The sequence below is a fragment of the Pleionea litopenaei genome (assembly GCF_031198435.1).
In the GTDB taxonomy this organism is placed as follows: domain Bacteria; phylum Pseudomonadota; class Gammaproteobacteria; order Enterobacterales; family Kangiellaceae; genus Pleionea; species Pleionea litopenaei.
Genome location: NZ_CP133548.1, coordinates 1,119,817 through 1,142,714 on the forward strand (window position 1 = coordinate 1,119,817; position 22,898 = coordinate 1,142,714).

General features: G+C 42.4%; 20 protein-coding genes and 1 pseudogene. 7 read left to right on the forward strand and 14 right to left on the reverse strand.

Annotated features, from left to right (window positions below):
* Nucleotides 1–36: 36 nt before the first annotated feature.
* From Q9312_RS04955 to Q9312_RS04965, 3 genes are all read left to right on the forward strand, one after another.
* Nucleotides 37–738 carry a CoA transferase subunit A gene (locus tag Q9312_RS04955; protein ID WP_309203472.1) on the forward strand — a complete coding sequence of 234 codons (702 nt, stop codon included), beginning with the start codon at nt 37–39 and terminating at the stop codon, nt 736–738.
* Nucleotides 739–749: 11 nt separating this feature from the next.
* Entirely contained in the window at nt 750–1,409 is a 660-nt protein-coding gene (locus tag Q9312_RS04960; RefSeq protein ID WP_309203473.1) for a CoA transferase subunit B, read from the forward strand.
* A 181-nt stretch (nt 1,410–1,590) separates the two neighbouring features.
* Nucleotides 1,591–3,753 (forward strand): S46 family peptidase, encoded by a 2,163-nt coding sequence (locus Q9312_RS04965; RefSeq protein ID WP_309203474.1) that lies wholly within the window; start codon nt 1,591–1,593, stop codon nt 3,751–3,753.
* A gap of 93 nt (nt 3,754–3,846) precedes the next feature.
* On the opposite strand, the gene Q9312_RS04970 is transcribed toward Q9312_RS04965, so the two are convergent.
* Entirely contained in the window at nt 3,847–6,525 is a 2,679-nt protein-coding gene (locus Q9312_RS04970; protein WP_309203475.1) for a M14 family zinc carboxypeptidase, read from the reverse strand.
* Between the two features lie 304 nt (nt 6,526–6,829).
* Between Q9312_RS04970 and Q9312_RS04975 the strand changes: the two genes are divergently transcribed.
* Entirely contained in the window at nt 6,830–7,306 is a 477-nt protein-coding gene (locus tag Q9312_RS04975) for a hypothetical protein (RefSeq protein ID WP_309203476.1), read from the forward strand.
* A gap of 421 nt (nt 7,307–7,727) precedes the next feature.
* Here the strand turns inward: Q9312_RS04975 and Q9312_RS04980 are convergent, their stop codons facing one another.
* The 8 genes and pseudogenes from Q9312_RS04980 to Q9312_RS19430 all read right to left on the reverse strand — a co-directional run bounded on the left by Q9312_RS04980 (nt 7,728) and on the right by Q9312_RS19430 (nt 12,198).
* Complete coding sequence (locus Q9312_RS04980) at nt 7,728–8,159, reverse strand: hypothetical protein (protein WP_309203477.1); 432 nt, start codon at nt 8,157–8,159, stop codon at nt 7,728–7,730.
* Nucleotides 8,160–8,232: 73 nt separating this feature from the next.
* Nucleotides 8,233–8,640 (reverse strand): DUF1801 domain-containing protein, encoded by a 408-nt coding sequence (locus Q9312_RS04985; RefSeq protein WP_309203478.1) that lies wholly within the window; start codon nt 8,638–8,640, stop codon nt 8,233–8,235.
* An 88-nt stretch (nt 8,641–8,728) separates the two neighbouring features.
* Entirely contained in the window at nt 8,729–9,250 is a 522-nt protein-coding gene (locus Q9312_RS04990; protein WP_309203479.1) for a GNAT family N-acetyltransferase, read from the reverse strand.
* 52 nt (nt 9,251–9,302) lie between these two features.
* Nucleotides 9,303–9,860 (reverse strand): GNAT family N-acetyltransferase, encoded by a 558-nt coding sequence (locus tag Q9312_RS04995; protein WP_309203480.1) that lies wholly within the window; start codon nt 9,858–9,860, stop codon nt 9,303–9,305.
* A 132-nt stretch (nt 9,861–9,992) separates the two neighbouring features.
* The gene (locus Q9312_RS05000) at nt 9,993–10,436 is read right to left on the reverse strand and encodes a hypothetical protein (protein ID WP_309203481.1); all 444 of its coding nucleotides are present in this window, start codon (nt 10,434–10,436) and stop codon (nt 9,993–9,995) included.
* A complete protein-coding gene (locus Q9312_RS05005; RefSeq protein WP_309203482.1) occupies nt 10,436–10,720 on the reverse strand; it encodes a YdeI/OmpD-associated family protein in 285 nt (94 codons plus the stop codon). The genes Q9312_RS05000 and Q9312_RS05005 overlap by 1 nt, the downstream gene beginning before the upstream one ends.
* Before the next feature lie 33 nt (nt 10,721–10,753).
* Nucleotides 10,754–11,518 (reverse strand): trypsin-like serine protease, encoded by a 765-nt coding sequence (locus tag Q9312_RS05010; RefSeq protein ID WP_309203483.1) that lies wholly within the window; start codon nt 11,516–11,518, stop codon nt 10,754–10,756.
* A gap of 139 nt (nt 11,519–11,657) precedes the next feature.
* A pseudogene (locus tag Q9312_RS19430) lies at nt 11,658–12,198 on the reverse strand (demethoxyubiquinone hydroxylase family protein).
* A gap of 349 nt (nt 12,199–12,547) precedes the next feature.
* On the opposite strand from Q9312_RS19430, the gene Q9312_RS05025 reads away from it, so the two are divergent.
* Nucleotides 12,548–13,627, forward strand: coding sequence for a M35 family metalloendopeptidase (locus Q9312_RS05025; protein ID WP_309203487.1), 1,080 nt, complete (start codon nt 12,548–12,550; stop codon nt 13,625–13,627).
* 74 nt (nt 13,628–13,701) lie between these two features.
* Here Q9312_RS05025 and Q9312_RS05030 read toward each other — a convergent pair whose 3' ends face one another.
* Complete coding sequence (locus Q9312_RS05030) at nt 13,702–14,217, reverse strand: hypothetical protein (RefSeq protein ID WP_309203488.1); 516 nt, start codon at nt 14,215–14,217, stop codon at nt 13,702–13,704.
* A gap of 135 nt (nt 14,218–14,352) precedes the next feature.
* Here Q9312_RS05030 and Q9312_RS05035 point away from each other — a divergent pair, with 135 nt between their 5' ends.
* On the forward strand, nt 14,353–14,865 hold the full coding sequence (locus tag Q9312_RS05035; protein ID WP_309203489.1) for a hypothetical protein: 513 nt from the start codon (nt 14,353–14,355) through the stop codon (nt 14,863–14,865).
* Nucleotides 14,866–14,893: 28 nt separating this feature from the next.
* Here Q9312_RS05035 and Q9312_RS05040 read toward each other — a convergent pair whose 3' ends face one another.
* Nucleotides 14,894–16,609, reverse strand: coding sequence for a tetratricopeptide repeat protein (locus Q9312_RS05040; protein ID WP_309203490.1), 1,716 nt, complete (start codon nt 16,607–16,609; stop codon nt 14,894–14,896).
* Between the two features lie 384 nt (nt 16,610–16,993).
* Here Q9312_RS05040 and Q9312_RS05045 point away from each other — a divergent pair, with 384 nt between their 5' ends.
* Entirely contained in the window at nt 16,994–18,181 is a 1,188-nt protein-coding gene (locus Q9312_RS05045) for an amidohydrolase family protein (protein ID WP_309203491.1), read from the forward strand.
* Between the two features lie 91 nt (nt 18,182–18,272).
* On the opposite strand, the gene Q9312_RS05050 is transcribed toward Q9312_RS05045, so the two are convergent.
* The 3 genes from Q9312_RS05050 to Q9312_RS05060 form a co-directional block, all read right to left on the reverse strand.
* Entirely contained in the window at nt 18,273–19,733 is a 1,461-nt protein-coding gene (locus Q9312_RS05050) for a pectate lyase family protein (protein ID WP_309204475.1), read from the reverse strand.
* 2 nt (nt 19,734–19,735) lie between these two features.
* A complete protein-coding gene (locus Q9312_RS05055; protein ID WP_309203492.1) occupies nt 19,736–20,002 on the reverse strand; it encodes a hypothetical protein in 267 nt (88 codons plus the stop codon).
* A gap of 304 nt (nt 20,003–20,306) precedes the next feature.
* Nucleotides 20,307–22,817, reverse strand: a complete 2,511-nt coding sequence (locus Q9312_RS05060; protein ID WP_309203493.1) for an esterase-like activity of phytase family protein — start codon at nt 22,815–22,817, stop codon at nt 20,307–20,309.
* Nucleotides 22,818–22,898 lie beyond the last annotated feature (81 nt).

The following is a 22,898-nucleotide window of genomic DNA, read 5'->3' on the forward strand; positions in this document are numbered from 1 at the left end:
CTACATTAATAAAACACAAACGAACAAGGAGCTCTTATGGCCGGTTTTGACAAAGTCGTTAAAACCTATGAAGAAGCAATGGCAGGTCTTGAAGATGGCATGACCGTAATCGCCGGTGGCTTTGGATTATGTGGAATACCAGAAGGTCTAATCGCACAAATTAAGTCCATGGGGACCAAAGACCTAACATTTGTATCAAATAACTGTGGGGTTGATGACTTTGGTTTAGGTATTCTGCTCCAAGGTAAACAAATTAAGAAAATGATCTCGTCATACGTTGGTGAAAACGCGGAGTTCGAACGTCAGTTTTTAGCAGGCGAGCTCGAAGTTGAACTAACACCACAGGGAACTTTGGCAGAAAAAATGCGTGCAGGCGGAGCCGGTATTCCAGCGTTTTTTACTGCTACAGGTTTCGGAACTCCCGTCGCTGAAGGTAAAGAAGCACGTCAATTTAATGGTCGAGATTACATATTAGAAGAGTCCATTACTGGCGACTTTGCCATAGTTCGAGCTTGGAAAGCTGACCGTTATGGCAACTGCATTTATCGTGATACTGCAATGAACTTTAATCCCATGGCGGCAACCGCAGGAAAGATCACGGTCGTAGAAGCTGAAGAAATTGTCGAGCCAGGCGTTCTTAAGCCTACAGAAATTCATACGCCGGGCATTTACGTTAATCGAGTTATTCAAGGCTCGTTTGAAAAACGCATTGAACGCTTAACCTTACGCAACCAATAAGGAGAACGAACATGGCATTAACTCGTGATCAAATCGCCATGCGCGTCGCGCGTGAGCTTGAAGATGGATACTACGTTAACCTAGGCATTGGCATTCCTACCCTGGTCGCCAATTATGTTCCTGACGGCATCGAAGTTATGTTGCAGTCAGAAAACGGCCTACTCGGCATGGGTCCCTACCCGACTGAAGATCAAGTTGATCCAGATATGATCAATGCAGGAAAAGAAACGGTCACCGCTGCGACGGGCGCGGCAATTTTTAGCTCAGCTGAAAGTTTCGCGATGATTCGTGGTGGTCATGTCGACCTGACCGTTCTCGGAGCATTTGAGGTCGATGTACAAGGCAATATTGCATCCTACATGATCCCTGGAAAACTGGTGAAAGGCATGGGCGGCGCAATGGATTTAGTAGCCGGAGCGCAAAATATCGTCGTAACCATGACACACGCCGATAAACACGGTAACTCAAAGTTACTAGAGAATTGCACCCTACCTTTAACTGGTGTTAACTGCATCAACAAAATCGTCACAGATTTAGCCGTTGTTGAAATCAAAGATGGCGCCTTTCATTTAATCGAAAGAGCACCCGGCGTATCGGTAGAAGAAATTCAGCAAAAAACCGCTGGCAAGTTAGTCATTGAAGGCGATGTGCCAGAAATGAAGTTTGATTGATATTTTGAAACACTTCTCATCTTCTTCGGGTAAAAATACCCAAGAATCTAAAAGGGCAATCTGCTAGATTGCCCTTTTACTTTTGTAGGTTTACACCTCACAAGAATAAACGATGAATTAAGTGATAATTGAATCTCGTTATCATTTACAATCAACATCAAAAATACAATAAGAGCGAACCATGAAAAAATTACTACTCACAGCGACAGCATTAACTATGCTTGGCGCGGTTGCTAACGAGGGGATGTGGCAACCTCACCAACTTCCAGCAATCGCAAAAGATTTAAAAAAGGCTGGCTTGAAACTTAATCCGAAAGACTTAACCAATTTAACTGAATTCCCTATGGGCGCCATTGTCAGTCTTGGCGGTTGTACGGCTTCATTTGTGTCAGATAAAGGGCTTGTAGTGACCAACCATCACTGTGCTTATGGCTCCATTCAATACAACTCGACCGAAGACAAAAACTTACTGGACGATGGCTTTTTAGCGAAAGAGTTCAATCAAGAGCTTCCAGCGGCTCCTGGCTCTCGAATCTATGTTACAGAAGACATTCGTAACGTTACCGCTCAAATCACGGCCGATCTATCCGACAAAATGAGTGGTGAAGATCGCTATGCACAAATTGACCAGCAGTCGAAGAAATTAGTGGCCGAATGCGAAAGTGATAAAGCTTATCGCTGCTCGGTGGTTAACTTTCACGGTGGCTTGGAATACTACTTGTTCAAACAAATGACCATTCGCGATGTGCGCTTGGTTCATGCTCCTGCGAAAAGCATTGGCAAATATGGCGGCGACATTGATAACTGGATGTGGCCTCGTCACACCGGAGACTATGCTTTTTACCGTGCTTATGTTGGACCCGACGGTAAACCGGCAGACTTTAGTGAAGATAACGTGCCGTTCGAACCTAAACATCACTTGAAGGTGAACGCCAAAGGCGTCGCTGATGGCGATTACATTATGGTACTTGGATACCCTGGAAGTACTAATCGTTACCGTACTTCAGGCGAAGTTGATTTTACCTTTAATCAAAGTTACCCGCTCAGCAAAGAGTTAATGGGCTCATTGATTGATACCATTTATGCTAATTCAGCAGAAGGCAGTGATGCTCGTATTAAATATGAAAGCACTTTAGCTGGCCTGGCCAACTACGAAAAAAATCGTGGCAGCATGATGGAAAGCTATCACAAGGGAACCACACAAGAGCGTAAAGATGCTCTCGATAAAGCGTTACGTCATTGGGTAAGCAAAGATAAAACGCGCCAACAAAAATACGGCACAGCGATTGAACAACTCGACGCTTTAATCCAGCAATCTCAACAAACTTCTAAGCGAGACACTTTACTCGGATATACCAACTACGTTGGACAAATGATGTCTTCAGCAGCAAGACTCCATCGACTAGCGGTTGAGAAGCAGAAAGACGATATGGATCGTGAGCGTGGCTATCAAGAGCGCGATATGAAAGGCTTCGAAGAAAGCATGAAACGGATTGATCGACGCTTTGATGCAAAAGTAGAAACAGCCATGGTTTTCAACATGCTCAATCGTTACGCTCAACTACCAAAAGCGCAACGGGTTCCTGCCATTGATGCATTTTTTGGTATTCAAGACGGTTACAAACCGGAGCAACTACAGGCCAAATTATCGAACATGTACAGCACGACTAAGTTGACTGAAAGTGATGTTCGACTTGAATGGATGAACAAGTCTGTAGAAGACTTTGAAGCAAGCGACGATCCTTTTATTCAATATGCTGTGCAAACATACGAAGCACGCCAAGCATTAGAAAAAGCGGGTAAAAAGGAATCGGGAGACTTTGCTGCAGTCCGCCCTAAATATATGGAAGCGATCATTGCGTACAATAAGTCGCAAAATCAACCCATCTATGCCGATGCGAATAGCACTTTACGCGTAACCTTTGGTAACGTTAAAGGCTACAGCCCGAAAGATGGTTTGTACGCGGTGCCCTTCACTACCCTAGAGGGCATTACACAAAAAGACACCGGTGTCTGGCCATTCAATTCACCTAAGTCACAGCTTGATCTGATTGCCCAGAAAAAATACGGCAAGTATTTTGATAAAACCGTTGGTTCGGTTCCGGTAAACTTTTTAGGAACTCTCGATATTACTGGCGGTAACTCTGGCTCTCCCACCTTAAATGCAAAAGCCGAGCTTGTAGGCTTAGTATTTGATGGTGTTTACGAGAGTATCATTGGCGACTGGGACTATGATCCAAGTTTGAACCGCTCAATTCATGTTGACGCTCGTTACATGCTTTGGGTGATGCAATATGTCGATGGTGCAGATAACTTGATTAAAGAAATGGATGTTATTGAGTAATCAGTCTGTACTCATTACAACTGTAAAAAAGGGACCTCAGGGTCCCTTTTTCGTTTTACTGCTTTTATTGCTCTATTATTCGGTGAGTACGTGCTATTGCCATTCGGCTCGAATGACTAATCCACTAAAGCTCGAGTAAGCTCGAACGCTAATGTACCAAACATCCGCTTGAGGAGCGCTAAAAGTACAGCTTTCTTCATTGCCCCAGCGATAGGGTCGGCAATCATAACTTGATGTTGTTGGCTGGCTACCTCGACGAACATAAAGGTCAGCATCACCAGTGCCACTTGATATCGTCGCGGTCAAGTTACTCATACCCGCAGGAATAGTCACCGGATAATGTCGCCATTCGCCTGAATTTGCAGCAACGTCCAGTTCAACAAACTCGCCGCCACTTCCCTGCTCTTGATACTGGCCAACTAAAGAGACGCCCTGAAAAGCTTGATAAGCTCTTAGCATCACATAGTAAGTACCCGATTGTACATTACTAATCGCGCAGGTTTCGCTGTTACCATTTCGATAGGGTCGACAATCATATTCCGTTTGTGTTGGCTCGGCATTAAAGCGTACATAAAGATCAGCGTCACCACTGCCACCAGAAATTGAAAAGCTCAGCGAACTCGCATTGGGCGGAACAACCATCCGATACATAACGGTTTCACCTTGCGATAAAAAGAGTCCATCAACGGGAACATTATTTTGCAGCAAATCGCCTGCTCCAGTACTGACGGATATGGCTTGCGTTTCACTATCAGAATTACCTTGATTATCTTGTACGGTCAAGGTTACTTGGAACGTACCCGCTGCCCCATAGGTATGCGTCGTGGATATGCCATTGGCGTTGTTTCCATCACCAAATTCCCATTGATAGGAGCTAATAGTTCCACTACTTGATGAGCCATCAAAGTCACAGGCTAATTGATTACAAGAAAAAGAAAAGTCTGCGTTTAAACTTGGCGTTCCATCGGTAATTTTCAAGAACACTGCGCTTATTGCACCGTTGACATTGTTAGCATCTCTCGATCTGACGAAAACGATGTGTTCTCCGACGCTCAAAGACGACGTATCTATTGTTGCAGTTAACCCTTCAGTCGAAGAATTGTAGTTTCCATCGCTCGCATTAATCGATTGTGCAACAGCCCCTGATTGCCACGGTGGAACATCAATAAAATACTCAGCAGAAATGATTGACTGAGTCGACTCATTACCATTTCGGCTACTAAAACGAGTGTCGGTCGCTTGAGCAGTTAAGGTAACCGAAGTTCCCGCAGGCACGCCGACATCTGATGCGCCATCGCTTAATTGCAAGGATAAAATATCAGGGCCTGACGGCGTGATATACGGTGTTCTAACCACTTTTGCGGCGTAGACTAACGCTGGCAAGTTGTCTGGATTAATGGTGTTGTTGTAAGTGGAGCAGTTTTGGAAAAAACTGGTTCCTAATTCAAAAGTAAAAGCCGCCACACCGAGTTCACTGTAACTAACATTATCGCTGGTTCCGTCGGTGGGATATAACCCTATCGACTGTTGTGGCATATAACCGTTGAAGAAGGCAAACTTTCGGCCCAAGGTTTGTAGTGCACTGCCGTTGGGTGCTGGTGAGCTCTTATCACCCCAAGGCCAAAGAACCAGTTCACTGTAACTGTGTAAATCAATGTGAATTCCTGACGTGTCACTCGGCGCAGCATCTGAATCACTAGACCCACGACGGTCTGGCCACAACGATCGTACATAGTTTTCCAATGCTTGAATTTCGGGTTCCGATCCAGCGGATGGGCCGCGGTAAGTCGAACTGCACTGGGAACCACTGGACCCAGAACCATTGGTGATGTTCCACCGGTCCGTAAAGTTACGATTTAAGTCAGCGCCCCGACTCGAAGAGGTTGCTCCACAATAATTCTGATTGGTATTTTTACGCCAGCTGCTGCCGGCTTCCGCTCGTTTACGGCCATCAGGATTGGTCTGCAACATTAAATGAACTTCATGATGATCCAAGATCCATCGCGCATCGGCATTGTCTTGATAACCCTCAACTAACCACTTGGCGAAATCTAAGTTTAATGGTGCAGTGGTGTATTCTCTGGCATGAATCGCACTGTTAATAAACAGCTTGGGCTTATCTCCACTGATCGCACTGTTGGTCAGCACCAAAACGCGAATGTCATAGCCACCCAAGTTATTGCTCTTTTCCCACGAATCTCCCACGTCAATCCACGATGCCAATTGTGGATAATTCGAAGCTAAACTGTTGGCTTCAGTGAAAGTCTCTTCAACGGTTTCATAACATGAATAGCCCGGTATTGCCGTCGCCGACACAGATGCATTTAGCGATTGTTGATGGGCATCTTTCAAACGTTCTTGCCACTGCTCAACAAATATCGGAGCAGGTTTCACCGTAATGCCTTTTTTAGTTAATTGTTCCTTCTCGAACTCATCAAGCTGTAAAATTAAATAGCCAAGGTTATCTCGAGTTTCCATCAACTGCGCATGAAAGCTGATTGAAATTTGGTTTCGCTGTTCTATCGAGTCAAAGTAAACACGATAGAAATTCTGTTGTTGCATTTCTTGCGAGAGAATATTCTGAATATCTTGTTGTATGGTCACCGATGAAGGTGCCTGCATAGTTGATTGCAAAGTTGACTGCATAGTTGATTGCAAAGTTGACTGCAATGCCACTTGATAGTTGCTAGATTGTTGTTCATTTGAAAGTGCTGTTGCGGGAATACTGCCCATAGACCCAAGCAACAGAAAAGAACAGATTGTTTTCTTCATTGATTGGTCCTCATTATAGTGATTTTAAAATGCCTCGGCGACCGCTAGAATCCTACCCCTACACCGTTTGGCTTCAGCAGCATACGCTTAACGAGAAATCTGTTTTGAGATAAAAATAAGGATGTTCCTTCTTGAGATGCCAAATCTTTCAGATTCGCGATATTCGAATGAAAACAACGACGTGAGTCATCTAACAAGTGACGTGGCTATCAAGTGAATTGAAAAAGTAGAAGAGACTGACCGATTTTGACAGAGCATCTGTTTTGGCATTTAATAAAACAATGAGATTACTGGAGCATTTCTTATGAAACGAACAACACTCCCTACCGCTTTACTCTTGTGTATTGGGCTTATTATTTCGCCCGTATCAATTGATGCGAAAGAATTGATTAATATGAATGGTATTGCGCTTTATGCGATGCAACCTAACGTCGAGGCAGGCGGAGAATGTGGCTGTTACTATCGATTAAAGGGAAAGACCGAAGAGGAAGCCTTCGTCTTATATTGGCCGTTTTATGAAGATGCTGGAAAGATTAAAATTAATGGTCAAATAGAAACGTTAAAAATTGAGCAAGATGATATTACCTCTGAGGAGTATGATCCCACAAAGGTCATCTTTAAACTCAGCAATGAGCGGTTAAATGTTTCTGGTCTGTGCAGTCGCGATGCCATTTGTGATGGCAATGAAGATTGTGAAATCTCGGGTTACCGCGGCACAATGACCATCCGACTGGGCGAAAAGGAATTAACCACTGAAGTTGAAGGCGTTTGCGGTTGTTAGTTAGGATAAAAACGTCTTTCGCTTTCAAAAATCGATTTTGGGTGCAGCTAATTTATTCTTTTCGATTGAATGTATGTGTTGGGTTACGCTGCGCTAACCCAACCTACGCTCGCAATTATCCATTTAAGGTCAGTTAGCACTCTTCTACTCGTAGGTTGGGCTGACAGAGGAAACCCAACATAGACATTACATTTAAATCATTCATCGTTTCAATGGATTGCAATTTGTTGGGTTACGCGACGCTAACCCAACCTTCGCTCGCAATTATCCATTTAAGGTTCGCAAGCACGCTTTTTCTTCGTAGGTTGGGTTGGGTTGTATTGATTGCGGAAACCCAACCTAGACATTACATTTAAATCATTCATTGTTTCAATGGATTGCAATTTGTTGGGTTACGCTGCGCTAACCCAACCTACGCTCGCTAGGAAGTATGAAAAATATAATATTTTTCATATACAACATAGCCGACCGCAAAAATCAAAAATGCAATCAGCACTCCAACAAAAATCATCATACCTTGCGACTTCCCAATATCATTTTTTAGCATCTTATCAAATTTACTTTCCGCGTCTAAAGACCCTCTAGTATTCTTACTATTTTCTTCAGAGTGATTTCCCCATCTTTTCTTCCTTGTGCTTTCTAACTCTTCCCTAAATTTTTCTAACTTACGTTCAGCTATCATGTAATAAATCGTTTTAATTAGAATAAAGACCAAAAACCCACCGGGAATTGCAACCCAAAGAGAATATTCAAACGCTCTAAGTAATCTCCACGTTACCGCCCAACCAACAAAACTTAGTATTGTTATCCAGATGGGAAATGTTACTTCTATAGGCAATTTTTCATCTTTCATCAATTTACATCTTTTCCAGATTTCCTTATTTATTAGGATAAGCTGCGCAAACCCAACCCACGCTAGCTCTCTATCAAACTCCCAACATCGGCAAATGCTTAATTCGCTTATATTGCAATGCTAATTGAATACAATGGCGAACAGCCTGTTCAGGAAGTTTATGTTCAACATTCAAAACAATCGCTCGATTTCCTGAACACTCCAGTATATCTCCGTACAACTCTCGAAAGGTGTCGACTAGCTTTGTTTGGCAATGAAAGAACAGATAATGTTGATTAGGTGTCTTTTCTTTCCAATCAATTCTAATTGGACTTCCATCTTTGACTGAATAACTTGGTTCTCCCCATTTGAGCGACTCATTAACAGGTCCAAGATCGAGTTCACCGGCAACACTAAAGATCAGTACTCTAAGTCTATTTATTAATGGAAAGATAGACTCAGGATAACTATTAAATCGTCTTTCAACCAATTGATTCATCATTGTTCTCGAATAAGGCGACCTACTCCAACTCACCAAGAAAGCTAAAACTTGAGCAAAACAATCATGGTTATAGTCGCCTCTCAGTTTTCTAACCGTTCCATTCGCTTCGTATAAGTGAGAATTGGTTTAAATCAACAAGTTGACCTTTAAAGTATCGAGCTTGCCTTAAAATGCCCTCATGTTTAAATCCAAATTTTTGTAACATTGCCTCAGACACTTTGTTTCCATCAACAGTAACGGCTTGAATTCTATTCATCGGTGAAGATTCAAACAACAGCTTTACCAATAAAGCAAGCGCTTCAGATGCATACCCTCTATTTCGATATCCACTGAAGACTCGATAATAGATCTCTCTGCCATCGATATAATGTGTTGTTTTAAAACAACCTACTTCACCAACCATTTGTCCTGTTTGATCTTCTACAATGAGCTTACCACTAAAATCTTCCCAAAAGCCGGTTCTCTCGAATTCACGCTTAAATGCCGTCTCTGACACTAAGTTTAAAGGCATATACTCGCCTGCATCGGTATAATCAAATGATAACGTATATAGCTCGTCGATATCGGCTTGTTTCACGTTTCGAATTGTTACTAATTTTCCTTTGATCATAAGACCTCTATGCTGATTCGTTATTCGCCTTGCTACCTGAACTTGTATGATTTTAGTTTGTGACAAACTCTGAACGCAGTAAGCCAAAACATTTCAGGTCATGATACTGATTCTTCCAAAATCCACTTTCTCGCCTTAACCCCTCTTCTTTGAAACCGAGGCGAAGTAAAAGCGCCTCGGATGCTTCGTTACCGGGAATAGTATCCGCTTGAATTCGATTTAACTCACCGCATATCAGCTCCCCAGCAAACCCTGCGCTGACAATACGACTAACCGCTTCTGAAGCATAGCCACATCCCCAAAAGTCTGGATGGAGCTCATAGCCGATAACGGCATTACGCATTTTTATATTCCATGAATTAAAACCACAGGTTCCAATTAATTGCCCAGTGCTTTTTAAACGTATTCCCCAGCGAATACCCAACGAGTCCTGAAAACGAGCTTTAAACATACGAATTAAATCATCCGCTTGATTTGACGAAGCAAAGGCTTCAACATCATAATAAGCAATTACGGACGTGTTGGAAAACAGCTTAAATATATCAGACTCGTCATCCGACTTAACTTCTGAGAGATACAGCCTCTCACTTTCTAAACTTGGAAATTGCACTTTCAACCCTTATCAATTTTTAACTGGTGTAAAAAATTAAACTCTACCTTTTTAAACAACTAAACTCAGTCAAATCTGAGTCTAGTTGCAACAAAATGACTTAAAAGAAAATCTATCGATAAAAATGCTGTTCTAATCAGCTAAAACGCCCAACACAATGAGAAAGACTATAAATAGCAGAAAGATTGAACTAATACTTACGCTCAAAATAGCAAACACTCTACGCTTTTCCTTTTGCAACAAACCTAGAATACCTAGCGTAAAACCAACGAGGAATAATAGCCCACTGAACAGGAACCCAAAACCAACCAGAATTTCATCTTCTTCTGTTGTAGGTTCAACTTGATACTCTACCAAATATCCAACATACACAATACTCATCAAGCAAATAATCACAGCCAATAAAGAGAATATAAAAGACAATATACCAAGTTTTGAATGACGATTAGCCTCTCGCTGAGAGGCATTGAGAGTTTCGGAGGTTGGAGCTTGGTACATGGTGCTATCGTTAAACTTATTTTTGCTCATTGAATTATTGAAATTTGGTTGCATAACAGTTACATCGTGAACACGCATTAAACCTGTTTGCTCTTGGGTTTTCCATCTTTTTTTCGATGAGAACATCCTGGCCAACAGCAAGGTCTGGATTTACCTGACTCAAGATCATTAATCGCTCTGCTAATTCTCTTCTGTCGTGTGGCGTCTTTCTTGGCATCTTCAACCCAGCATATCCATTCATTGCGTGCTAACGGAGTAATAGCTTGCCACTTCAGAGTCGCCTTTTCAGATGAAGCGATGGCTAATTCAACATCTTCGGGCAAACGATGCACGATGCCTGGTAATAATTTAACTTTAGACATAAGCTCCTTCTATAGGAAAATGAGCAATTATATTTAGTTGTTTGACATCACTTGATCAATCCAATGATTAAACGCAGACACTCTAACCAGAACAGAAACGCTGTCATAAATGCCCCCTTGAAAACGGCTTAATTGCCCCTGATAATCACGAAAACTTTGGATGCCTATCAACAAAACTTCTCCATCTTCGCTAACAACCGTCGGGCCACCACTATCACCAGAACCGTGAATGCCTTCAAGCGCTAAGGCGCGACTAGAGGTATCAAAACGCATAGTTAAAAAGTTTTCGTAGACACTTTCAATGCGATTTTCGAAAAACAGTATGCTTCGACGCTCTTTCGTATTTAACTGTTCCCCTGTTAATCCGTTTCCTAACGCACCTGAACCATAAGATATTGTTTTCTTGAAAAGTTCATCCGATCCATAGTAACGCGACACTGAATTAACATGCGTTACCGGTTTTGCTAATTTAACGAGGACAAGATCCGTTCGACCGTACAAAAAGTCCATCAATGGCTTTGCATCGCCTTCAAAGGGTTGCTTTGGCATTCGTTTAAAATCCGAATGAAATATTACTTTTTCAATGACGTTATCGACACCGTGCACATTGATTGTCTTTCCTACATAACTTTCGTAGTAGATCACATGGCCAGCCGTTAATAACCAGTGTTTATCAATAAGTGCAGCAGAACCCTCATGCGGCATATTGATAAAATAGCCAGGGACTGACTTTGGCTGGTATTCTTCGAGCGCCACATCATGTCGTATAACAACCGCTTGAACAGTCGTAGCACTCAAAAGCAGACAGAGAGCCTTAACAATTCTCCACCTCATAAACAATCCGTCTTTCATAAACAATTCGCCATCTCACAAACTAGAATCCACTTCATATTTAGACCTTTTAACGCGATAAGCTACCGAAAAATTATCCTGTTAATTACCGCATACCAAACCGAATAACCGATTCGGTAAATACACTGATAGACCAACGCAAGGGCTGATACCAGATAGAGTTCGCCCCACCCTGCGCTAGCCCTTCATCTCGATGATTGACTTCATCGTCCATAATCGCTTGCACCGTTGCAAGCGCCTCTTGATCATTTGCATTGCCTAGATAAATAAGCTGCTCTTTTAAATGATTAATAACCACAGACTCTACCGCCCAAGTGCAAGCCATGATGCCCCGTCTTCCTAGCAAAGCAGACATAAATCCCATCACATAACCGCCGAGACCACAAAGCCAATAACTTTTTGCACTTTACTCCATTGCGACGATTGATTTCTTGCCAAAATATATCCAAGTGACGTTTCTCGTCATTTAAAAATGACTCCAGTAGCGGCACCAAATCTTTCATGAAAAACCGGGCAATAAATAATTGACTACGGTAAATATTAATCGCGCCAAATTCTCCTGCATGATTAACCTTTAGAATTTTTTTCGGCGTATCAATTTTGCCGTTGCTATCCGTGTACTTCATTGAAACCAAATGTTTTAGGGTTGATGAACGTGAAACATTATGGCATGACGAAAGATTTTTGACGAATTCGTGATGTCAGTTTTAGAGAGTGACTAAAAACGTTTAACTATGACTAACTGATCGGAGCTGTCGCCTGCTGCACAATCTCATATAGATATAGACAACAAGCCTCTTGGGATGGACACCCATCGTAAGAAAAATGAAAGAACAAGATGTCGGATTTCAACGAATAGCTAGGTTCATGAATCCATCTGAGACATTGCTTTATCAAACGCCTGTGCAACACTCAATAAATCCTCGTATTGAGTGGTTGCGACGATATATATCATAAATAACAAGAGGATAGATAATGATGCTTACAAGACTTATTGTACTTCTCAGCGGCCTTGTATTTTCGATGTTAGGTTTTGCTCAAAATAACTCTGGAATTGATATCAAGATCAAAGCGTTAAAAAATCAGGTGAACAGCACCGAGGATATCTGGGTAAAAATCACTCTTCACAACCGTTCAGGAGAAACTCAAAAAATACTTAAATGGTACCTCCCCGATGCCGAGGGCAACATTGAAGATGATATTTTCTCCATAAATCGCGATGGTGAAGCAGTGATGTATTTGGGACGTCACTACAAGCGTCCGGCAGCTACCGATGCAGACTATCTGGAGCTACCCGATAATAAAAAAATCACCTATACCGCGGAACTATCGAGTGTTTATGACTTTTCAACGGCTGGTCAATATCAAATAGAATTCAGTGCACATAATTTCGCGCTTGTGACTAAAAACCAAAATAGAGGAAATGCTCCAGACTTCTCCGCAAGCTTAAAAAGTCAAAATCAAACCTACATATTATTGACTCAAGCGCGCAAAGGAAAACCTTGCAATCCACGGAAAGAAGATTGCGGAGGTAATGGCGGTGGAGAAGACGTGAGCTTCACCGGAAGCTGCAGTAACTCTGAGCAAAATGCCGTACTTTCAGCTTTGGCAGCTGCAAAACTGATGGCAAATGATTCGGTTAGTTACCTGAATGGCTCCACGGGTTCTCGATACACTACCTGGTTCGGTGAGTATGCCAGCAGCCGCTGGAGTAAAGTGGGTAGTAATTTCGATGCCATTAAAGATGCTCTAGACAATAAGCCTAAAACTTTCGACTGCAGTTGCAATCAAAATTACTTTGCTTATGTCTATCCATCTCAACCCTATACGGTGTATTTGTGCCGAGTCTTCTGGCAAGTTCCCACCACTGGCACCGATTCTAAAGCCGGAACGATTATCCACGAGATCAGTCATTTTAATGTTGTGGCGGGTACGGATGATATTGTTTATGGCCAATCAGGAGCCAAAGCGCTCGCAGAAAGCAACCCGAGTGATGCAATTAAGAACGCTGACAGTCACGAATACTTTGCCGAAAATACGCCTTCTCTCGACTAACATAAGCCATTGATCATCAAAGAAGTAAAGCTCACAAGAGCAATTCCGGCGGCAAATGCCGCCGGGACTCAATCTTAAAGAGCCGCTTCTGTCGTGCAAACGCGAACTCCGCGCCAAGGATCAGTATAAGCTTGTTGGACCGGTACGGTAAAAGAAATGCCATTTTCTTGAGTCGCTTTAATTTCCAGCCGGCAGCCATATTGTGTGGGGCGAACCAAGACTTTGTAACTCACTTTCGCATTGGTGTAAAAATAACCAGTGGCATTGCAAACCGTCCTGTTCATAACCTGCAAGTACTTAACAAAAACATTTCGATTGTGAGGCACCTGTTGTTCAATGTACCCATTACGTAACTTTTTCTCGGGCACATCAGCAGAATACAATTCTGCACACCCCTGATTGTCTGATACACCAAAGAAAACCTCAGTATAGCGCGTGTTTTCAGTACTAAAGAGCCCTGACTTAGAATAAGGGTTCGGCAAATAAAGTGTTGCGGACTTTTCTGACACCGGCGCTTTATAGCCCTTTTTAAATCCACAAGACGCAACTAGTAGAATAACTATCCCTACCAAGGCAATCCGTCGAGTCATCTCTCTTATTCCTTTAATTAAAGGGGTGCGACTATACCTATAATGAGATAATATTTAAAGAAAGGATTGATGCGAACTATTAACACTTCGCATAATTATCGTGTGATCATCATTGAATAAACGGAGTATCCTGAAGTGCTTAAAGAAGCCTTTATCGCCACACTCTATGGTGGAGTTCCAGTATTTTTGTTTACCTGTGGATTACTTTATTGGGCCAAACAAAAAGGCTATCGAGTAAGATATCGCAACGACAAGAAAAGCGAGTTCGAGGAACATAAGCCTGAGACCAAGCGCTTATCAGCCGAAGGCATAGTGCTCAATAAATGGCTTACTTTTGGCGGTGGCTACTACGGTATGATGGCATTACTGACTTACCTTCATGTTGAAGTGAGTGACATCATCGGCGCTTTTGCCAACTTTGAAAGTATTCAGCACTTTATCGATCAAATTTCAATTGGCTTTTTTATCGGCTTAATTGTTGAAGCGTTCAAAAATATCATAGTGGCCTTTCTCTGGTTTCAATATTGGGGAGACATCCTCCCCATCAATAACGGTTGGGTTTGGCTGGCCGCCACTTATGGTGCCTTCATGATCGCAGAAGAGCTGATCCCTCAGGCCTTGTTGCCGAAATCAGAAGAGCCTACTTGAATGCTTAAACATCTCTGAAGCACTTATATTATTGTAATTTAGTGTACATTCGTTGAGCGTATTGATTGGTCGGAACAATCGCGAGAGACTCTTTGAACACCTTGCGCGCTTCGTCGTAGCGTTCCACTTGATACAAATCGTAGCCATAGCGATTAAGCCAATCATTTCTGCGACCATGAAACAGTGCTTTTTGCATCACCGCAATCGCTTCTCGATGATACCCTCTCTCACTCAAATTTCGAGCACGTGTGTACCACTCATAGCCAAGTAAGCAACGCAATTCTGAATTTGCTTCGATAAAACTTTGCGCTCTTAGAGCCAAGGCGCGAATTTTTTCGACACTGCCACCCCAACGCGGAGAATAAATCAACATGAGGCGTGCCCGCGGGTAAAACGCTTGTGGTAAATTCTCCTCAAGCTTTGTAAGCCACTGATAAACTAATTCATCACTATCTTTATCAGCAAAGCGAACGGCAAATAGAGCTTCATAACTTAACGGAATTTTTAAATTCAGATTCAAAGCCGTTAAAGCGGGTTCTTTTGAGCGCATCATGATCTGTTTAAAATCACCTAGCTGAGCGTTCGACGTATTTCTAACGCCTTTACTGCCACGAATATCCCAAGCAATTTCTTGCAGCGTCAATGCCTCCGCTAGATACGCATACTCTGATCCAGTTGCCGCTTGCCAAGTATTGATAGCGTCTAGTTTTAAAGAGCTTTCAAAACCAAGTCGCCAAAGCAGTTTATTAAACCCCCACTCTGGCAGCCGCTTTTCTAAATACAAACCATGCATTCTCGAAAAATAATCATCGAGCTTCACGAAGGCTTTATTCTCTAACAACTGAGCAAGTTCCTTTTGTGAATACAGGGTGAAGTTAGGGTTATCAATTTGCCCATCAATAAAAATGGCATCTTGCCAATTCGGATAAACGGCCGCTTGACCAAAGCCCTGTTGGTAATCGAAGTCGTCAAATAAACCCTGTTGATTAAAAGTGACCACTTGCCGAACTTTACTGAGCGCTTCTTTACGATTTTCAACAATTGAGCCTGGTTGCCCAAATGCAAATGCTAGTACCAACAACGCAGAGGTTAAAAGGAATAAAATCATTGGCCATGCGCTGTCCTTTAATTTCTCTGGCGGTAAAGGCTCAAATGAAAAGTCGGTATAATGCGTCAGCTCATCAATATAAGGTTTGGGAAGTCGACCATAGCGCTGCTGATATATTTTTGCCGTCGCCAGCATGGAGTAACCACCCTGCGACTTGCCCTTTTCGTCAGTAAGTACCCAATCGAGCACATCATCTAAGGCAATTTTTTGTCGTAATCGAACGATTTGCTGAGTGGTTTCAGCATAATCATCAACCGAGGTATACACAGTGTTATCTTCGATCTTATGAACGGGCCCCCATAAAACTTCACTATCATCATCACCAAATTGATAATGAAAGCGCACACTGGCTTCATCTTTTGAGTCTTTAACACCCTGAATAAAACGCGACAAATTTTGTTTTGCAAGGATTTCGGATTCGCGCATTACTGGATCATCTTGACTGATTTGAAGAGTAAGAATATCGGGTTTTCCACTCCACTTCTTGAGCCAATACCATGGCAGTAGACACCAACTTACTGCGATCGCTAACAGCGCAGAGTAATCTTCATTTAAACCAAATACTTCAAACGCAATAACAAAAGCGGGAAAAAAAGCCAGCAGTGATACCACTGCGACTATCAATAAACGAGTCATAACTATCCTTTACGATAAATTCCTAATGAAGTCGCTCAACGCTTGCTCAGAGCGACTTCGATTCTCATCATCCTTAACTCAACTAATACCGGCTACAAACCGATCAACGCCTTTGTTTACCGCCCTCTTCCACTGAAGACAATCAACAAGACGCTGTATTATATCGAAGATTGGCAGCGTTTTCATTAACTCACATTGCGAAGTTCTACGGCTTAAGCCCACTTGACAAAAGATCCCATGGCTTTTGAAAAAATCGCAAAAACACTGCAAAAAATCCCTTTACCTTGCTTTCTCCCTTGAGATCCGTTTTCTTAAATCGTGAATGATAACTCTCATTAGCTCGAACAAAATGTTGCTAATGCATTTTCGAAGAAGGAAATTATTATGAAACAAACTGCTTTGACTGCGGCGCTTATTATGGCCATGACTTACTTACCGAGTAGCCATAGCCATACCCCGCTGAATGAAGTTCCTGATTTAAGTCAGTACACTGAATCGGTGCAAGACTGGGAAGACCATCGCGCTTTTTTTGAGGGACAATCTTTGGATGTGCTCGATATTCATTTGCACCCGGGCAGTTATGATAAGTTAGGACCAAAAGGTAAAGAGTTTGTTAAAAGCGTTTTTCCCGTTAATTTACCCGATGTTCTTAAAGTGCCTATTTTACGGCTGTTCTCGTCATTTCAACTTAATCCCTATGGTGCCTTTATTGGAATCAAAAATGAGTGTCGCAAAGCATCGGCAAACAACTGCATTCTATTTGCTACCTATGCCCCAGAAACTTGGGGAATTGAACCCAATGAAGACCTCATCGGCTACTTAGATGACAGCAGGAATCAGTTCAACAACCAAACCTTTTTCTATGGATTAGCCAGCTTAAGCGTTGAAAACTGGTCAACCAATAAAGAAAATAGCCTGAATCAACTTCGTAACGCGTTGTCTCATCCTAAAATTGTTGGAATCAAACTCGCGTTTGCCCATACCTTAACGGCGTTTGATGACCGTCAATACTTTGATATTTATGAGGTCGCAAAAAGTTTCAACAAACCGGTTTATCATCATGTTGGTACCAGTCCATTAAGAAAAGTGTCTGAGTTTGAGGAAGAAGAACGTGAGTATGTTTTCCGCACATTTGATCCTATGTATTTAGAAACGGCTATTAAAGAATTTCCAGACGTAAATTTTATAATGGGTCATGCTGGCAACGATGCTAATGTTGAAGGCTTTGATAAAGTTGACGAAGTGTTTTTCCTTGCAGAAAAATATCCAAATGTCTTTATCGAGGTATCAGCCCTTGGTTCATCAAGGAGTGATCCAGATGGTTCAAAGATGGAACGCATTCTAATGCAAGCTAAATCGCTGAACATTATTCATAAACTTATTTATGGCTCAGATGGCCCCGGAAGCCCAGGAAATATACAAGGCTACAAAGAGCGTGTGATTGAAAGCTTACAACGAGCAAATTATACATTTGAACAAGCGCAAATGGTAATGGCCAGTAATGCGAGAAGTCTATTCTCTATTCCAGCAGCAAACACCATTGTTGAAAGCAATGTTCAAAAGCCAGAGTAGTAGCCTAGCCAAGGATTAATAATCAATACCCAAATGAGCTAAAGAATATCCTTTAGCTCATTTGCTCTTGATGCCTTCAATCTTAAATAATTCAAGGCAAAACGAAACAAGATTTAATGGTTCCGAATAATGGGTCACCAAATACTTGATTGTTACAATGAACACCATCACGATGAATTTGAATATAATAGCGGTCCGCAGCACCATAATAGACTGTTTTAACACCTTCAAACGCGCAGAACTGATGTTCGCTTGAGCAAAGCATAGCCTCTTTCGGAAGCCACTTCATCGTGTCAGACGCAGTAGAATGGTAAAGCTCAAATTCAGCGATTTGCACTAGCTTTGATGCGTGATCGATCGCTAAAGTCACTTTGTCAATGGATAGCAATGGCAAACCTTGAATCACCGTTTCAGGTCCTAATTGTTCGCCCGCTGCTAGCGTTACTTGGTTCGACTCATCGATCAAGCGCCAACTTCGCGTTGCGAAGTTTCTTTCACGAATAATAATTTTATTGAAGGGTTGCATGCGTTTAATTGAAATGCTCTCTTGAGTTGCACTTCTTGGCATCCAAAAGGAATTCAAATCTCCATCACGAACGTTCGAATAACTACTGCCTGACTGTTCGCTACTGCCATCAGAACCCGCGTTGAGCGCTAAGTTATCTCCATCGTTTGGTGGTTCAGGATTCGGTGGTGTTGGTGGCTCTGGAGGGTTGGTAGAACCGTCCGGTACTAGGTTACATTGACCATCTGAGCGCACAAGGCCTTTTCCGGCTCCCGCTGCCGCCAACACCATTTCTCTTACACAGTGACTTGGATCCATATAATAACGATAAGGTAATTCAACGGAGGTCGTTGATTTCATTGCCTCACCAGCGATCTCGCCATCACTTGAAGCCTTCCAAGAAACTCCGTCGAGTAGGTTATTTCGTAAATCCCAATACCCTACTCGATCGCTATAAAAGGAGACGATAGGATTATGACTTTGTTCAAACACATTCTGTTCGACTCTTAACTTAGCATCCATGCGACTATTGATACCTGAGTCTTGAACGTTCAAGTAATAATTATTAAAGACATGACCGATGCCAAAACGAAATAAAGGTGCTCGAGAATTTATATTTTCGAATCGATTGTGATGAAAGGTAATTTTTCGCTCACCCCAATCACTGTCACTCGAGCCATGCAAGCTGGCTTTCCAGCTATCATGAAAATAATTGTAAGATACTGTAATGTTTCTAGCTCCTCGCTTAGTATCAAACAGTCTATCATAGTAATCTTCATGAACGGCTAAACTTGCAAAAAACTCATTATGGTCAACCCAGATATGATGGCTGTCGCCTTCAATTCCTAGCGCATCTTTGGCACCAATATCAACATGATGAATAATAAGATTACGAAGAATAATATTTTGAGAATCGGTGATCTTTATTCCAATCCCAGAAAACTCAGCGCCCCCTAATTGCCCTTGAATGGTGAGGTTTTTAACACGTTTTATATCAATTTGTTTTTGTCCGGTATTTTCTGGCGTTATACGACCATCGATAATAATCGTTAGTGGTTGGTCATTATTTTTTTATCTTTCAACACTTGATATAAATCAGCTCCATTGTTGATATAGATTGTCTCTCCGCCACTTCCACCGGTAGTCATGCCATCTACGGTAGCAAAGCCTTGAGGCCCGGCATGCACTGCTGAAAGATTTATGAGAATACCTAAGGCTATCGACTTAGAGAATAATTTTGTGCGACGTTTAACTCGTTGATACATCGTCGAAACGTAACGCCCCATTCCCACCCTTTTATTCACGGTGTTATTCATGGCTTCATTCCTTGTGTTGTTCTATTTAGTTTTTAATCGATTTAAACCTTGATGAGCGAGCTTGAATGACCAAGCTTTATTGGCGCGGGATAGTTACAAATTACTGGTCGGATTAGTGAGATTCAATGCTCACTTTCCTCCTGAAAAGAAAAAAAAATAGAAAGTACTTTGACGGAGGTTCTAGTTTACCTCCGTATATAAATAAGTGAGATTGCTGATGCTCAATATAAAATGTCGAGAATTAGAATAGAAAAAAGCTCACCGTGTAAGATGAGCTTTTTATTGGAATATTCGCACTTAATGTTTAGAACGAGAGAGAACCAAGATTGATCAACTGTGTCTCACCGCTGTTATCATCAACGCCATCATTATCGTTGACCACATAAACCTTTCCATCAAGAGCGACCGTCAAGCCTTCAACTTTTTCAACCACTAATCCACCCGCTAAGGTTAAGTCTGCCATTAAGTCACGAACTAATGACTTAGTGATGGTCGAATTAGCAACAGGACTCGATAAATCAATTTCGTAGATCCGCTTAATTGAGGCATCTGGTCCAGCTTGATTATCTCGCTCTAGCACTAAGAAACGTCCATTGCCTAACGACGATATGTCAGATAATCCAACCCAACCGCCATTTTGAGACGTCGCTGAATCCAGCGGATAAAATACGAAACTCCAGCTTTCGGCGACTAAATCATAAATCCCTATTCGAGGATTGCCATCAGCTCCCCAAGTACGCTGAATGGCTACATAGAGCTTGTCATCATATTCTGCAATGCCTTCAAAACCAAAGCGAACTTGCTGATTGTTTAAAGACTCTGGCAAAGTAATGACTTGCTCGATGGTTCCTTGCTCATCGGTTTTAAAAATAAAGTTCAATGAGTTGATTGGCCGGTCAGTATCGCCAATGGTTCCGGAGCCTTCAGATGCTAACCAAAAACCACCATCAGAAGCCTGCGCTATGCCTTCTAAATCCAAGTTAACCGTTTTATCTTGATTGATCATGGCTGCTAAGTCTGCAATGTCGAACACGGAAACACGTGTTGGATCATCGTCATCAACTTGACTGTCAGCTAAATCTACTGCGGCAAAATTTTCAAATACGGCTTGCTCATCATTGACCCTAAGTTCAGTGGTAATTCTCGCTGGAGAACGAGACGTATCAATCGTAAAAATTCGACTAGCATTATAAAAACTGTCTTCAACGGCGTACAAACGACTGACGATATTATTGTCTGCGGCAAGTCCCGATAACGCGGCCCATGGTATAGGCGTTCCATTCTCACGATCGCTTGATGCGATCGTTGGGTAATAGGCTTCAGTATAGTTGTATTGGTAGACATTAATAACCGAGCGCATTTTGTCGTCACGGTTATCTTCTTCACTAGCAACAAACAACAGATTTCGCGAAGGTAATGCTACGCCGCCTTCTGGAGCCGCCGCCGCGGGCAACACTTGTTTGAATAGCGGGCGCGTTGGATCGGCAACGTCGTAGACGAAAATCAAACTCGAACGTTCAGAGTTTACAAACAAATACCGCTCTTCCCCAAAAATACCCAATTCTATATTTTCAGGTTCATTACCTTTATTGCCCGAACGCGCATCGGGATAGTGACCAAATCGAGCGGCGTAATGATCGAGACTAGCACCACTCGACCATACGATCTCACCCGATCGGTGAAACACCGTAAATCCTCGACTGCCACCGTTTAGATCACCTTCATCGGCGGTCGCAAAATAATCATTGTTGATCCATGAGACACCATCTGGCTCTCGTGGAATGTTGGTTAATGATTCCGTCTGCTCAATCATTAATCCATCGCCTTCGGTTGCATCGATCAAGTTCAGATCAACGGTTCCCGCAGAAAAAGATTCGGTCACGGTTGCCGAAGCCAAGTCAACAATCACAATGTGGTTGTTTTCTTGTAATGTCACCACCGCTTGATTGTCACTGTTGATATCAACATATTCTGGTTCTGGATCATCGGCGTATAGATCGGCAAGGCCAGTTAGAGAAACTCTTGAGAGACTCCAGTTATCCGGGTCGGAATCACTTAAGTCGATTACAATTAACTCGCCTGCGGGTAACTGTGGAGGTTCTCCATCACCTAAGTCTTCATCTCGTTCATTCTCAATCACAACCGCCGCATACTGACCATCGGGACTCACCGCGATCGAGTCCGGTTGTCCTCCTAGATCAATACTCGTAACAAGGGCCTGAGAAGCAATGTCTACAACGTCAAGTTGACCAGATACGTTTACATAATCTTGTGATGTGTTCACGGCTACCAACGCGAAATCATTTAACGTTGCAACGGATGTTGGTTCTCCGGTTAACGCTAAAGTGCCCAATGCTGATGGCGAATTGGGGTTGGAAATATCGACAAAGCCAATTTGCTCACTTGGACTGTCACTGTATATTAAAGTCATTCCATCACTACTGACCGCAGCAATTTCTGCAGCAGTTTCTTCATCAGTGTTGCATTGGTTATCGATTTGCAAACACACCGGGAAAGAAGCAATACGATTAAAGTTTTCGTTTGAATTAACCTGAGCTGCGTGACATTGGAACGTCGTTTGATTGATCTCACTGGCCTCTAAAAGACCATTGCGATTGGAATCTTGTCCGGAGTCAATACGAATTCCGCCTTTGAAACATTGGGCGTCTCCAGCGGCTAACTGAGTTTGAGTTATCAGTGCGTCGATACCGTCGACGCCGTTGCTTCCATCTAAGCCATCTTTTCCATCATCGCTGCAACCACTGAGAAGCGCGATCAAAATGCTCGCGGGTAATGCTAAAATTCGTTTATTCATTTTTTATCCAGCTTGAAATTTATTGTTAATTTGCGATTTTTGCCGCTGGATATGACAAATTAAAGCAATCTTTATGACGTT